Source organism: Pseudomonas sp. F8002 (assembly GCF_013385495.1).
GTDB lineage: Bacteria > Pseudomonadota > Gammaproteobacteria > Pseudomonadales > Pseudomonadaceae > Aquipseudomonas.
Window position 1 is genome coordinate 202,755 of record NZ_JACAPW010000032.1, and the last position, 14,963, is coordinate 217,717.

Consider the following 14,963-nt stretch of genomic DNA (forward strand, 5'->3'; position numbering starts at 1 on the left):
AGCGACGCAAGACCCTGTGGGAGCCGGGCTTGCCCGCGATGGCGGTGTGTCAGTCAGCAGAGATGTTGCCTGTGCCATTGTCATCGCAGGCAAGCCAGCTCCCACATTGTTTTGTGTTTGTCTTGATTCTGCGTTGTTCAAATAATCACCAATCACCTTGCACCCTTTCTCCCCCTTCTCTACAATTGCGCCCCTTGCCTTCATGGCAGGCACGCATGTGCCTCCCTTCGGCAAGATCCATAAGTGTCATTCACTCCTTGTCTGACCGTTTTTGAGCGGCAGGCTACAACCCGTAAGGAGCATTCATGCGTCATTACGAAATCATCTTTTTGGTCCACCCGGATCAAAGCGAGCAAGTCGGCGGCATGGTAGAGCGTTACACCAAGCTGATCGAAGAAGACGGCGGCAAAATCCACCGTCTGGAAGATTGGGGCCGTCGTCAACTGGCCTACGCAATCAACAATGTTCACAAGGCTCACTACGTGATGCTGAACGTTGAGTGCACTGGCAAGGCCCTGGCCGAGCTGGAAGACAACTTCCGCTACAACGATGCAGTGATCCGTAACCTGGTCATCCGTCGCGAAGAAGCCGTTACCGGCCAATCCGAGATGCTCAAGGCTGAAGAAAACCGCAGTGAGCGCCGTGAGCGTCGCGACCGTCCTGAGCACGAAGGCGCTGAAAGCGCTGATAGTGATGACAGCGACAACAGCGATAACGCTGACGAGTAATCCACGGACCTTTTAAGGAGCCTATCAAATGGCACGTTTCTTCCGTCGTCGTAAATTCTGCCGCTTCACCGCTGAAGACGTGAAGGAGATCGATTACAAAGATCTCAACACTCTGAAAGCCTACGTATCCGAGACCGGCAAAATTGTTCCAAGCCGCATCACCGGTACCAAAGCTCGTTATCAGCGTCAGCTGGCCACCGCTATCAAGCGCGCCCGCTTCCTGGCCCTGCTGGCCTACACCGACAGCCACGGCCGCTGAGACCGGGCAGTCGACAAGTAGTAAGGGATTGAATGCATGCGCGCCTTAGCTGAGTTCATCATGCGCGGTCGTGTGCAGGCCACTCTGGTAGTGGCTGGATGTGCAGCATTGCCGTTGTTGTATTGGTTGGGTGCTGCCGCGGGTTGCCTTGTGCTTCTGCGGCGCGGTTTGAAGGACGCCCTTGGCGTTCTTGCCCTGGGAATACTGCCGGCCTTGGTCTGGTGGTTGAAATTCGATGATCCACGGGTACTTCTGGTACTGCTCGGTTCATCGACCCTTGCGTTGGTTTTGCGCGCAAGTGAGTCCTGGGTCCGTACGCTGCTGGTCAGCGTGGCATTGGGGTTGGTGTATTCACTGGCGCTTGGCGCGGCTTTCCGCCCGCAAATCGAGGCGCTGGCGCAGGAGATCATCAAGATCCTGCCGCTGGCCCTCGGGGATCTCTACCAGCAGTTATCGGTAGAGGAGCGAGCGCGCTTTGCGTCAGTGGTTGCACCGATGCTTACCGGCCTGATAGCGGCACTGTTGCAGATTGTCAGCTTGCTGAGCCTGATTCTTGGGCGTTACTGGCAGGCGTTGTTGTATAACCCGGGTGGTTTTGGTCGCGAGTTTCGCAGTATCAGAATCCCCGCTGGACCGGCGATGTTGCTGCTGGCGTTCATGGTGGTCGGGCCGACTTTTGGCCTGGCGCTGTTGGTGCCGTTGTGCAGCGTACCGCTGATATTCGCCGGCCTGTCCCTGATTCATGGGCTGGTGGCGCAAAAGCGACTGGGCAGATTCTGGCTGGTGGGGTTGTACGTGACGCTGTTGCTGTTCATGCAGCTGATCTATCCGTTACTCGTGGTCTTGGCCATTGTCGACGGCCTGATTGATTTTCGCGGTCGTCTGGCGCCGAAAGACGCCGATAACGCGAACGGTGAAGGTTAAAAGTTAGAGGATTTTCACATGCAACTGATCCTTCTGGAAAAAGTCGCCAACCTGGGCAACCTGGGCGACAAAGTGAACGTTAAGGCCGGCTACGGTCGTAACTACCTGCTGCCATACGGCAAAGCCACCGCTGCAACCGCTGCCAACCTGGCTGCGTTTGAAGAGCGTCGTGCCGAGCTGGAAAAAGCAGCAGCAGACAAAAAAGCTTCGGCCGAAACTCGCGCTGCCCAACTGGCTGAGCTGGAAGTGACTATCACTGCCACCGCCGGTGACGAAGGCAAGCTGTTCGGTTCGATCGGCACCCACGACATCGCTGATGCACTGACCGCCTCCGGCGTTGAAGTGCAGAAGAGCGAAGTTCGTCTGCCGAACGGCACCATCCGCAACGTTGGCGAATTCGATGTAGCCGTGCACCTGCACGCTGAAGTCGAAGCAACCGTACGCGTTGTTGTGGTAGCAGCTTAAGCAACACCTAACTGACTGGCACCTCGCGTGCCAGGCAGTTAACATCGGGCACGATCCTGTTCACAGGTCGTGCCTTTTGTTTTTCTGTAGCCCCAGATTCTCCAACTATTCCAAGTGGCCATGAACGATATCTCCGCTCCTGAGCAATATGACCTGCAAACCGCTGCCCTGAAGGTGCCGCCACATTCCATCGAGGCCGAACAGGCCGTGCTCGGTGGCTTGATGCTGGACAACAACGCCTGGGAACGCGTGCTGGATCAAGTCTCGGACGGCGATTTCTACCGTCATGACCACCGCCTGATCTTCCGCGCCATTGCCAAGCTGGCCGACCAGAACTCACCGATCGACGTGGTGACCCTGGCCGAGCAATTGGACAAGGAAGGCCAGACGTCCCAGGTGGGCGGCCTGGGTTACCTGGGCGAGCTGGCGAAAAACACGCCATCGGTTGCCAACATCAAGGCCTATGCGCAGATCGTCCGTGCGCGGGCCACGTTGCGCCAGTTGATCGGCATCGCCACCGAGATCGCCGACAGCGCGTTCAACCCGGAAGGCCGCACCGCCGAAGAGATTCTCGACGAAGCCGAACGGCAGATCTTCCAGATCGCCGAGGCCCGGCCGAAAACCGGCGGCCCGGTCAGCGTCAACGACTTGCTGACCAAGGCCATCGACCGTATCGACACCTTGTTCAACACCGACAACGCCATCACCGGCCTGTCCACCGGCTACACCGACCTCGACGGCATGACCAGCGGCCTGCAGCCAGCCGACTTGATCATCGTCGCCGGCCGTCCGTCCATGGGTAAAACCACCTTCGCCATGAACCTGGTGGAAAACGCCGTGTTGCGCAGCGACAAGGCCGTACTGGTTTATTCCCTGGAGATGCCAGGCGAATCGCTGATCATGCGTATGCTGTCGTCCCTGGGCCGCATCGACCAGACCAAGGTGCGTGCCGGGCGCCTGGAAGACGACGACTGGCCGCGGCTGACCTCGGCGGTCAACCTGCTCAACGATCGCAAGCTGTTTATCGATGACACCGCGGGCATCAGCCCGTCGGAAATGCGCGCGCGTACCCGACGCCTGGTGCGTGAGCACGGCGACATTGCCCTGATCATGATCGACTACCTGCAGTTGATGCAGATCCCGGGTTCCAGCGGCGACAGCCGGACCAACGAGATTTCCGAGATTTCCCGCTCGTTGAAAGCCCTGGCCAAGGAATTCAACTGCCCGGTGGTTGCCCTGTCGCAGCTCAACCGATCTCTTGAGCAGCGTCCGAACAAACGCCCGATCAACTCCGACTTGCGGGAATCCGGAGCGATCGAGCAGGATGCTGACGTGATCATGTTCGTATACCGGGACGAGGTGTATCACCCGGAGACCGAGCATAAAGGCATCGCTGAAATCATTATCGGTAAACAGCGTAACGGGCCAATCGGCACCACGCGCCTGGCCTTCATCGGTAAATACACCCGCTTCGAGAACCTGGCGCCGGGCAGCTATAACTTCGAAGACGAGTAAAAGCGCTGCCCGCCAATTCCGACTGCAAAGGTCGGAATTGGTCAAATTTTGTGCTATATTCCGCGCCCGCGATTTTTCATCTCAACACCGGTCACCGTCATGCAAACAGCCAAGCCGTTATTTGACTATCCCAAGTACTGGGCCGAATGTTTCGGTCCTGCGCCATTCCTGCCGATGAGCAGGGAGGAGATGGATCAGCTTGGCTGGGATTCATGCGACATCATCATCGTCACCGGTGACGCGTACGTGGACCATCCGTCGTTCGGCATGGCAATCATCGGCCGGCTGCTGGAGTCCCAGGGCTTTCGCGTCGGGATCATTGCCCAGCCCAACTGGCAGTCCAAAGACGACTTCATGAAGCTCGGCGAGCCGAACCTGTTCTTCGGCGTCGCGGCCGGCAACATGGACTCGATGATCAACCGCTACACCGCCGACAAGAAAATCCGCTCCGATGACGCCTACACCCCAGGCGGCATGGCCGGCAAACGTCCGGACCGCGCGAGCCTGGTCTACAGCCAGCGCTGCAAGGAAGCCTACAAGCACGTGCCGATCGTGCTCGGCGGCATCGAAGCCTCCCTGCGCCGTATCGCCCACTACGACTACTGGCAGGACCGTGTACGCAACTCGATCCTGATCGACGCCTGCGCCGATATCCTGCTGTACGGCAACGCCGAGCGGGCCATCGTCGAAGTCGCCCAGCGCCTGTCGTGGGGCCACAAGATCGAAGACATCACCGACGTGCGCGGCACTGCGTTCATTCGCCGTGACACGCCTGAAGGCTGGTACGAGGTGGACTCCACCCGTATCGACCGTCCGGGCAAGATCGACAAGATCATCAACCCGTACGTGAACACCCAGGACACCCAGGCCTGCGCCATCGAGCAGGAAAAGGGCCCGGTGGAAGACCCGGAAGAGGCCAAGGTCGTACAGATCCTGGCCAGCCCACGCATGACCCGTGACAAGACCGTGATCCGTCTGCCGTCCGTGGAAAAAGTCCGTGGCGACTCGGTGCTGTATGCCCACGCCAACCGCGTGCTCCACCTGGAAACCAACCCGGGCAACGCCCGCGCCCTGGTACAGAAGCACGGCGAAGTGGATGTGTGGTTCAACCCGCCGCCCATTCCCATGACTACCGAAGAAATGGACTACGTGTTCGGCATGCCTTACGCCCGTGTTCCACACCCGGCGTACGGCAAGGAAAAGATCCCGGCCTACGACATGATCCGCTTCTCGGTGAACATCATGCGTGGCTGCTTCGGCGGCTGCACCTTCTGCTCGATCACCGAGCACGAAGGCCGGATCATCCAGAACCGTTCCGAAGAGTCGATCATTCGCGAAATCGAAGAGATCCGCGACAAGGTGCCAGGCTTCACCGGCGTCATTTCCGACCTCGGCGGCCCGACCGCGAACATGTACCGCATTGCCTGCAAGAGCCCGGAAATCGAATCCGCGTGCCGCAAGCCATCCTGCGTGTTCCCGGGCATCTGCCCGAACCTGAACACCGACCACTCGTCGTTGATCCAGCTGTACCGCAGCGCCCGTGCGTTGCCGGGTGTGAAGAAGATCCTGATCGCTTCCGGCCTGCGCTACGACCTCGCGGTCGAGTCGCCGGAGTATGTGAAGGAGCTGGTGACCCACCACGTCGGTGGTTACCTGAAGATCGCCCCGGAACACACCGAGGAAGGTCCGCTCAACCAGATGATGAAACCGGGCATCGGCAGCTATGACAAGTTCAAGCGCATGTTCGAGAAGTACACCAAGGAAGCGGGCAAGGAGCAGTACCTGATTCCTTACTTCATCGCCGCCCACCCGGGCACCACCGATGAAGACATGATGAACCTGGCCCTGTGGCTCAAGGGCAATGGCTTCCGCGCCGACCAGGTGCAGGCGTTCTACCCGTCGCCAATGGCCACCGCCACGGCGATGTACCACTCGGGCAAGAACCCGCTGCGCAAGGTTACCTACAAGAGCGACGCGGTGACCATCGTCAAGAGCGAAGAACAGCGCCGCCTGCACAAGGCCTTCCTGCGCTACCACGACCCGAAGGGCTGGCCGATGCTGCGTGAAGCATTGACTCGCATGGGCCGTGCAGACCTGATCGGGCCGGGCAAGGAGCAACTGATCCCGTTGCACCAACCGTCCACCGACAGCTACCAGAGCGCCCGTCGCAAAAACTCGACGCCGGCTGGCAGCCACAAGGTTGCGAAGGAAACCACCACCAGGATCCTCACCCAGCACACCGGCCTGCCGCCGCGTGGCAGTGATGGCAGCAACCCTTGGGACAAGCGCGAGCAAGCCAAGGCCGCGGCCATGGCGCGCAACAAGCAGGCCGCCAAGGAACGCACCGACGCCGCCAAGGGCAAAGGCAAGAAGCCAGCCCGCAAGCCGGTGGTGCCGCGTTGATCGCAGCCTGAAACGCAAAACGCCAGCCTCGTGCTGGCGTTTTGCTTTCTAGCGGGTGGGTAGCCTGTTTGTTAAGGTGGCGCCCATTCGAGCGCCATCGCAGGCAAGCCAGCTCCCACATGTGACCGGGTTTCAGCATGAGAATGCGGTCGAATGTGGGAGCGGGCTTGCTCGCGAAAGCGCCAGTTCAGACACCACCCATTTCAAGGAAGAACACCCCCATGAGCAGCCCCCTGCTTGGCATCGGCATGGACTCCAACCGCTCCCAGTTCATGGCCCGCCAGCGCATCGAAAGCCAGATCAACCTGCCACGCCTGTTTGCTGCCATCGACGCCGACCCCGGCATTGTGGGGGCGGGTGTGGTGTATATCGATGCCGACTTCAACGTCGTCACCCTGCGCGAATTCCAACCCATCTGCAGCATTGCGCCCAAGCGCGTGATCCTGCGGGAAGCGCAGCGGTACATAGCGCCGGCGCAGTTCGCCCAGCAGGTGCAAGACAATCCCCGTGAATCGCGGCTGGTGGGTGAAGCGATCAACACCACGCTGTCGTGTGCCGGTGCAGTCATCGGCTGGGTAGTGGTGCTCAGCGGCTCTGTCGCGATACCGTTTTCGGCGGGTGCCAGTACGGTGGTCGCAGCTCTCGGCTACACCGCTGCGGCAGCCAGTACCGTTCAGTGTTTTGCCGGTGGCTACCGGACCGTCAACGAAATAAGAAATCCGTCGCGCAACGACGAGCTCGACGGCGAGGAATGGTATCAATACACGATGATCGCGTTGGACGCCGCATCGTTGGTCGGAGTCGGTGCATCGTCACTCACCACCCTCAAGCTGGTCCGGCTGAATAAGGCGACCACCGGCAAAAGTGTTCGGGAGGTACTGAAAGGCTTGAATCGACAAGAGCGCGCCAAACTGACCAAGGAGTTGCTGAGCATTAACGACCCTCGCTTGAGCTCGAAGATGCTCAAGTTGCGACAGTTGTCAGGTGAGCTGCCCAAGCGCTTCACGCCCACACAGGTCAAGCACGCAACGGTCACGCAAATACAGGATGCGTTGGGCGCCTCGATTGGCTTCACGGGCAGTGCGCTCTCCGGGAATGTCCGAACCATTGCCGTAGGTCTATACGAGGAGATTGAGCAATGAACCAAGCACCGAGCATTCGTGCCTTTCTATCCCGGTACTTTCCGGTTTTCATGGGGGCGATATTTGCAGCGGTATTTTCCCTGGTCTTCGCGGTGCCTTTGTTTTTTGACAGCTATTTCCGGGACCTTCCCCTGGCGGATAACGCCAAGTACTCCTTTCTCGGCGGAATCGCTTTGACGTTGGTCATCGTGCACTGCAACTTCATGATCGCCCGCGGACGCCCGCAATGGGTGTGGCCGCTGGTGGTGTTGCTGGGGCTTTGTCTTGTGTGTGTGCTGCCCACGATCGAGTACCGACCGCATCCATTTATTTATGGCATGAGCGTGCTGTTGCCGTTGCTGGCGCTGCTGGTGCTTAACAGCAAGCGCCACCGCGAAATGCGCCGGAAGCTGGTCGAAGTGCGCCACCTGCGTGAAGCCGTGATCGCCAGGCACAAAGCCCGTTGACTGGGTAGATTCACCACCCACCCTCACACTCCCGCCACAAATATGTGCAACCCTCGCACCACGACGGCAGCCATCGCGCCGTTTTGGTGCTGTACTGCACCGGGTCCCACGATAAAGCGCAATGACCACTGCTCTGGCATAAGTCTTGCGCGCTTTGTTTCCATGCCCTGGCTCGCAGGAGGCCGCCGTGTCGATTCATGTCGCGTTGCACCACGTTACGCATTACCGCTACGACCGCGCGGTCGAACTCGGCCCACAGATTGTTCGTCTGCGTCCGGCGGCCCATAGCCGCACGCGGATTCTTTCCTACGCGCTGAAGGTGCTGCCGGAACAGCACTTCATCAATTGGCAGCAAGATCCCCAGGGCAATTACCTGGCCCGTCTGGTGTTCCCGGAAAAAACTGACGAGCTGCGCATCGAAGTCGACTTGGTCGCGGAGATGGCGGTATTCAATCCGTTCGATTTCTTCCTGGAACCCTACGCCGAAAAAATCCCTTTCAGCTACGCCGCCGATGAGCAGCGCGAGCTGGCGCCGTACCTCGAAACATTGCCGCTGACCCCGCGATTCGCCGCGTATCTGGCGGGTATCGACCGCACGCCGTTGCCGGCGGTGGATTTCCTGGTGGGCCTGAATCAGCGTCTGGCCGCCGACATCGGCTACCTGATCCGCATGGAGCCGGGGGTACAAACACCGGAATTCACCCTGGAAAACGCCTCCGGTTCCTGCCGGGATTCGGCGTGGTTGCTGGTGCAACTGCTGCGCAACCTTGGGTTGGCGGCACGATTTGTGTCGGGCTATCTGATCCAGCTGACCGCCGACGTCAAAGCCCTCGATGGCCCGTCCGGCACCGAGGTGGATTTCACCGACCTGCACGCCTGGTGCGAAGTGTATTTGCCCGGCGCCGGCTGGATCGGCCTCGATGCCACCTCCGGTTTGTTCGCCGGTGAAGGTCATATCCCGTTGGCCTGTAGTCCTGATCCTTCTTCCGCGGCGCCCATCAGTGGCCTGGTGGAACCCTGCGAGTGCGAATTTACCCACGAGATGTCCGTGGAGCGGATTTGGGAAGCCCCCAGGGTTACCAAGCCCTACACCGAAGAGCAGTGGCTGGCGATCCAGGCCCTGGGCCGGCAGATCGACGGTGACCTGCACAAGGACGACGTACGCCTGACCATGGGCGGCGAACCCACCTTCGTTTCCATCGACGACCCCGACGGCGCCGAATGGAACACCGCCGCCCTGGGCCCGGACAAACGCCGGCTGTCCGCCGAGCTGTTCCAGCGCATGCGCAAGCACTACGCACCCAAGGGCCTGGTGCATTTCGGCCAGGGCAAGTGGTACCCCGGCGAGCAACTGCCGCGCTGGTCCCTCAACTGCTACTGGCGCCGCGACGGCGTGCCGATCTGGCACAACAGCGCGCTGATCGCCGATGAGCAGCAAAGCTACGGTGCCGATGGCGTGATGGCCGGGCGGTTCCTGGCCAGTGTCGCCGAGCGCTTGAAGCTGCCCGCGCAGTTTGTATTCCCGGCCTACGAAGACAATTTCTATTACCTGTGGCGCGAAGGCGCCTTGCCGCAAAACGTCAGCGCCGAAGATCCGCGCCTGGAGGACAAGCTTGAGCGCGAACGCCTGCGCAAGGTCTTCAGCCAGGGCCTGGATAAAGTGATCGGCCAGGTGCTGCCGCTGGCACGCACGGCGGCCAATGACCGCTGGCAGAGCGGGCGCTGGTACCTGCGGGACAACCATTGCCGCCTGGTGCCGGGCGATTCACCGTTGGGTTATCGCCTGCCACTGGCCTCGCAACCGTGGGTAACGGCGGCGGACTATCCGTTCGTGCACCCCACCGATCCCAATCAGGACCTGGCAGAGCTGCCGACCACCTCGCAACTGCAAAGCCATGGCGAGGCAGCTGCCAGCCAAGACCGTATCCCGAAGATCGACGAGTCTGCCGACTGGCTGACCCGCACCGCCCTGTGCGCCGAGGCACGGGACGGCCGCCTGTACCTGTTCATCCCGCCGCTGGAACGGGTCGAGGATTACCTGGAACTGGTGGCCGCCATCGAAGCCACCGCCGAAGAACTGCATTGCCCGGTGTTGCTGGAGGGTTATGAGCCGCCGAGCGACCCACGCCTGAGCAACTTTCGGGTGACGCCGGATCCGGGTGTGATCGAGGTCAACGTGCAGCCGTCCGCCACCTGGGACGAGTTGGTGGAACGCACCGAGTTTCTCTACGAAGAAGCCCGGCAAACCCGCCTCACCACAGAAAAATTCATGATCGACGGGCGCCACACCGGCACCGGCGGCGGTAACCACTTTGTGCTCGGTGGCGCTACGCCCAAGGATTCGCCGTTCCTGCGGCGTCCCGATCTGCTGCGCAGCCTGATCAGCTATTGGCATAACCACCCGTCGCTGTCCTACCTGTTTTCCGGCCTGTTCATCGGCCCGACTTCCCAGGCACCACGGGTCGACGAAGCGCGCAACGATGCGTTGTATGAGCTGGAAATCGCCTTCGCGCAGATGCCCGAAGCGGGCGAAGAATGCCCGCCATGGTTGGTGGACCGCCTGCTGCGCAACCTGCTGATCGACGTCACTGGCAACATCCACCGCGCCGAGTTCTGCATCGACAAGCTCTACTCGCCGGACGGTGCCACCGGCCGCCTGGGCCTGCTGGAATTGCGTGCCTTTGAAATGCCGCCCCACGCCCGCATGAGCCTGACCCAGCAGTTGCTGCTGCGGGCACTGGTCGCGCGGTTCTGGCGTGAACCCTATGCGCCGCCGAAGCTGGCGCGCTGGGGCACAGAGCTGCATGACCGCTTCCTGCTGCCGCACTTTATCGAGCAGGATTTTGCCGACGTGATCGTCGAGCTGAACGCTGCCGGTTATCCGCTGCGGGCCGAATGGTTTGCCGCGCACCTGGAGTTCCGTTTTCCCAAGGTCGGTGACTACGCCGTCAGCGGCATCGAACTGGAATTGCGCCAGGCCCTTGAGCCCTGGCATGTGCTGGGCGAAGAGGGTGCGGTGGGCGGTACGGTGCGTTACGTGGATTCGTCCCTGGAGCGCCTGCAGGTCAAGTTGAGTGGCCTGCCGCCCCAGCGTTACCTGCTGACCTGCAACGGCATCCCGGTGCCGCTGCAACCCACCGGGCGCGTCGGCGAGTTTGTGGCTGGCGTGCGTTATCGCGCCTGGCAACCGGCCAACTGTTTGCAGCCGACCATCCCGGTGCATGCGCCACTGGTGTTCGATCTTTTGGACACATGGATGCAGCGCTCGCTGGGCGGTTGCCAGTACCATGTCGCCCACCCGGGCGGGCGCAATTACGACAGCCTGCCGGTGAATGCCAATGAAGCTGAAAGCCGGCGGATGGCGCGGTTTTTCCGCTTGGGACACAGCCCCGGGAAATTGCCGGTGCCGAGTGTGGTGATCAATGATGAATTGCCGATGACCCTGGATTTGCGGCGCTTCCCCAATAAGAATGACTAAATGCGATTCAAAATGTGGGAGCAGGGTTTGTGTGGGAGCAGGCTTGCCTGCGATAGCATCACCTCGGTTTAACAGAGACTCCGAGGCGCTTGCATCGCAGGCAAGCCAGCTCCCACACAAGCCTGCTTGCACACTGGATTTGCAGTGTTTGTAAATTAATCTGACTTCCCTTGCCTCTGCCGAGCGTTCCATGCCCGACTTGCTCGACCGTTACCCGCTGACCGCGGGCACTTATCACGAACTGCTGGACGACAGCGGCGCGGTTCGCGCCCATTGGCAGCGGCTGCTCGATCACTTGCAACGCAGCACCCCGGCGCAACTGGCCCAGCGCCAGGCCTTGCTGACCCGGCAGATCCAGGAAAACGGCGTGACCTACAATGTCTACGCCGACCCCAAGGGCGCCGATCGTCCCTGGGAGCTGGACCTGCTGCCCCACGTGCTGGCTGCCGATGAATGGAAGCAACTCTCCGCCGGCATCGCCCAGCGTGCGCGCCTGTTGAATGCGGTACTGGCCGACCTCTACGGCCCGCAACGCCTGATCGCCGAAGGCTTGCTGCCGGCAGAACTGGTGTTCGGCCATAACAATTTCCTGTGGCCGTGCCAGGGCATCCAGCCGCCCGACGGCGCGTTCCTGCACCTGTACGCCGTGGACCTGGCGCGTACGCCGGATGGCCGCTGGTGGGTCACCGCCGACCGGACCCAGGCCCCGTCGGGCGCCGGCTACGCCCTGGAAAACCGCACCATTGTGTCCCGCGCCTTCCCGGACCTTTACCGCGACTTGCAGGTGCAGCACCTCACCGGGTTCTTCCGCACCCTGCAGGAAACCCTGGCCCGCCAGGCGCCGAGCGACGACCAGCCACCGCTGATCGTGCTGCTGACCCCGGGCCGTTTCAACGAAAGCTATTTCGAGCATCTGTACCTCGCCCGCCAGCTTGGCTACCCGCTGGTGGAAGGCGGCGACCTGACCGTGCGCGACGCCACGGTGTACCTCAAGACCCTCAGCGGCCTGCGCCGGGTGCACGCGATCATGCGCCGCCTGGACGACGACTTCTGCGACCCGCTGGAACTGCGCACCGACTCGGCCCTCGGCGTGCCCGGCCTGCTGGATGCCGTGCGCCAGGGCAATGTGCTGGTGGCCAACGCCCTGGGCAGTGGCGTGCTGGAATCCCCTGGCCTGTTGGGATTTCTGCCGAAGATCAATCAATTCCTGTTTGGCGAAGAGTTGATCCTGCCGTCCATCGCCACCTGGTGGTGCGGTGAGCCGCCGGTGCTGGCCGAAGCCCTGGAGAAACTGCCGGAGCTGCTGATCAAGCCGGCGTTTCCGTCGCAAAGCTTTACCCCGGTATTTGGCCGCGACTTGAACGACGAACAACGCGAGGCCCTGGCTGAGCGCATGCGCGCGCGGCCTTACGCCTATGTCGCCCAGGAACTTGCGCAGTTGTCCCAGGCGCCGGTCTGGCACACCGTTGACGATCACCTTCAGCACCGCGCCATCGGCATGCGTGTGTACGCCGTAGCCAGCGCCGACGGTTATCGGGTACTGCCCGGTGGCCTGACCCGTGTGGCCGCCGATGCCGATGCCGAAGTGGTGTCGATGCAGCGCGGCGGTGCGAGCAAGGACACCTGGGTGCTCGGCGAACGTGCCCATGGCACCGAGCAATGGCGCGCCCAACGGGCCATCGGCGCCCATGACCTGGTGCGGCGTGATCCGTACCTGCCGTCGCGGGTGGTGGAAAACCTGTTCTGGTTTGGCCGTTATTGCGAGCGCTGTGATGACAGTGCGCGCTGGTTGCGGATCGTCCTCGCCCGCTATGTCGACGGAGACGACCCGCTGGCGCTGCAGGCGGCGGTTGAACTGGGTGAGAACCTGCGACTGTTGCCGGAGGAGGGCGAGTTGCCTGAGCGGCTTCAGGCGGCGTTGCTCGGTGACGACTGGCCGTCGAGCCTGCGGGCCAACTTGCAGCGCTTGCAGTGGGCGGCGTCCCAGGTGCGCGGCAAGCTGTCCCGGGAAAACTGGCAGGCGCTGGTGGAGTTGCAGCGCGAAGCCCTGGACCTGGAAAGCGAAGAGCCGGACTTCGGCGAACTGCTGGATTTCCTCAACCGCCTGGTGATGTCCCTGGCCGCGCTGTCGGGCTTTGCCCTTGACGACATGACCCGCGACGAAGGCTGGCGCTTCCTGATGATGGGCCGGCGCATCGAGCGCCTGCAGTTTCTCAGCAGCAGCCTGGCGGCGTTCCTGCGCGGCGTGGCGGTGTTCGATCAGGCCGGGCTGGAGTGGTTGCTGGAACTGGGCAACAGCAGCATCACCTATCGTTCGCGCTACCTCGCGGTACCGCAGCTGATTCCGGTGCTGGACCTGTTGCTGCTGGATGAGCAAAACCCCCACGCAGTGCTGTTCCAGCTGAAACTGGTGAGCCGCACCTTGCGTCGCTTGAATGACGATTTCAGCGTGCCCCGGGAAACCGGGCTGGCGCCGTTGGTGGAGCGCCTGGCGCGCTTTGACCTGGGCTGCCTGGAGAACCCGCTGTTCGGCGAGTCCAGTGTGCGTGCCGCGCTGGATGGCCTGGCCGACCTGCTGCAAGCGGTGGCCGATGAAAGTGGGCAAGTCTCCGACCGCCTGGCCTTGCGCCATTTTGCCCATGTGGACGATGTCAGCCAGCAAACGGTGTCTGTGTGATGAGTGCCCGCTACCAGATTTTCCACGATACCCATTATCACTACGACAGCCCGGTGTCCCTGGCCCAGCAGCTCGCGCACCTGTGGCCGCGGCCTTGCGCCTGGCAGCGCTGCAGCTCGCAGCAACTGGAGATCAGCCCCGAGCCGACCGCGCGCCGGGATGAGCTGGACGTGTTTGGTAACCCGATCACCCGGCTGGCGTTCGAGCGGCCCCACGATGAGCTGTTGGTCAACGCCGGGCTGACGGTGGAAGTGCTGGCGCGGCCGCTGCTGGATTTCAGCCTGTCGCCGGCCTGGGACCAGACCCGCAACGGCCTGACCTACAGCAGCCAGCCGCTGTCGGCTGAAGTGATCGAGGCCTGCCGCTATCGGTTCGAATCGCCCTATGTGCATTTGAAGAAAAGCTTCGTCGAGTTCTCCGAAGACTGTTTCCCGGCTGGTCGTCCGTTGCTGTTGGGTGTGCAGGCGCTGATGCAGAAGATCTTCAGCGAATTTACTTTCGATGCCGAAGCCACCCAGGTCGCCACGCCGTTGGTGGAAGTGCTGGAGCGCCGGCGCGGCGTGTGCCAGGACTTCGCCCACCTGATGCTCGCGTGCCTGCGTTCCCGGGGCCTGGCGGCGCGGTATATCAGCGGTTACCTGCTGACCCAGCCACCGCCCGGCCAACCACGGTTGATCGGCGCGGATGCGTCCCACGCGTGGGTGTCGGTGTTTTGCCCGGTGTCGGGTTGGGTGGATTTTGACCCGACCAACAATGTGCAGCCGGCACTGGAACACATCACCCTGGCCTGGGGCCGGGACTTTTCCGATGTTTCGCCGTTGCGGGGGGTGATTCTGGGGGGAGGGAGCCATGACCCGGAAGTGCGGGTGACGGTGATGCCGCTGGAGTAATGCACATATCTCAAATCGGGACGCGGAGCGCCCCAG

The 14,963-nt window shown here is 61.7% G+C and carries 11 protein-coding genes; all 11 read left to right on the forward strand.

Annotated features, from left to right (window positions below; translation table 11 throughout):
- Positions 1-305 precede the first annotated feature (305 nt).
- Entirely contained in the window at positions 306-728 is a 423-nt protein-coding gene (gene rpsF / locus HX811_RS23520) for a 30S ribosomal protein S6 (RefSeq protein WP_003217491.1), read from the forward strand.
- A gap of 28 nt (positions 729-756) precedes the next feature.
- A complete protein-coding gene (gene rpsR / locus HX811_RS23525) occupies positions 757-987 on the forward strand; it encodes a 30S ribosomal protein S18 (protein WP_002551829.1) in 231 nt (76 codons plus the stop codon).
- Between the two features lie 36 nt (positions 988-1,023).
- Complete coding sequence (locus HX811_RS23530; RefSeq protein ID WP_177047588.1) at positions 1,024-1,911, forward strand: hypothetical protein; 888 nt, start codon at positions 1,024-1,026, stop codon at positions 1,909-1,911.
- An 18-nt stretch (positions 1,912-1,929) separates the two neighbouring features.
- Positions 1,930-2,376 carry a 50S ribosomal protein L9 gene (rplI, locus tag HX811_RS23535; RefSeq protein ID WP_003171376.1) on the forward strand — a complete coding sequence of 149 codons (447 nt, stop codon included), beginning with the start codon at positions 1,930-1,932 and terminating at the stop codon, positions 2,374-2,376.
- A gap of 120 nt (positions 2,377-2,496) precedes the next feature.
- Positions 2,497-3,891 (forward strand): replicative DNA helicase, encoded by a 1,395-nt coding sequence (gene dnaB / locus HX811_RS23540; protein ID WP_003217484.1) that lies wholly within the window; start codon positions 2,497-2,499, stop codon positions 3,889-3,891.
- Between the two features lie 99 nt (positions 3,892-3,990).
- Positions 3,991-6,294: a YgiQ family radical SAM protein gene (locus HX811_RS23545; RefSeq protein ID WP_008439091.1), complete on the forward strand. Its 2,304-nt coding sequence runs from the start codon at positions 3,991-3,993 to the stop codon at positions 6,292-6,294.
- A gap of 221 nt (positions 6,295-6,515) precedes the next feature.
- Positions 6,516-7,436 (forward strand): NAD synthetase, encoded by a 921-nt coding sequence (locus HX811_RS23550; RefSeq protein ID WP_177022497.1) that lies wholly within the window; start codon positions 6,516-6,518, stop codon positions 7,434-7,436.
- Entirely contained in the window at positions 7,433-7,882 is a 450-nt protein-coding gene (locus HX811_RS23555) for a hypothetical protein (protein WP_177047589.1), read from the forward strand. Before HX811_RS23550 ends, HX811_RS23555 begins: the two co-directional genes overlap by 4 nt.
- 187 nt (positions 7,883-8,069) lie before the next feature.
- Entirely contained in the window at positions 8,070-11,360 is a 3,291-nt protein-coding gene (locus HX811_RS23560; protein WP_177047591.1) for a transglutaminase family protein, read from the forward strand.
- 190 nt (positions 11,361-11,550) lie between these two features.
- Complete coding sequence (locus tag HX811_RS23565) at positions 11,551-14,037, forward strand: circularly permuted type 2 ATP-grasp protein (RefSeq protein WP_008439084.1); 2,487 nt, start codon at positions 11,551-11,553, stop codon at positions 14,035-14,037.
- Complete coding sequence (locus HX811_RS23570; protein WP_177039707.1) at positions 14,037-14,927, forward strand: transglutaminase family protein; 891 nt, start codon at positions 14,037-14,039, stop codon at positions 14,925-14,927. Before HX811_RS23565 ends, HX811_RS23570 begins: the two co-directional genes overlap by 1 nt.
- Positions 14,928-14,963 lie beyond the last annotated feature (36 nt).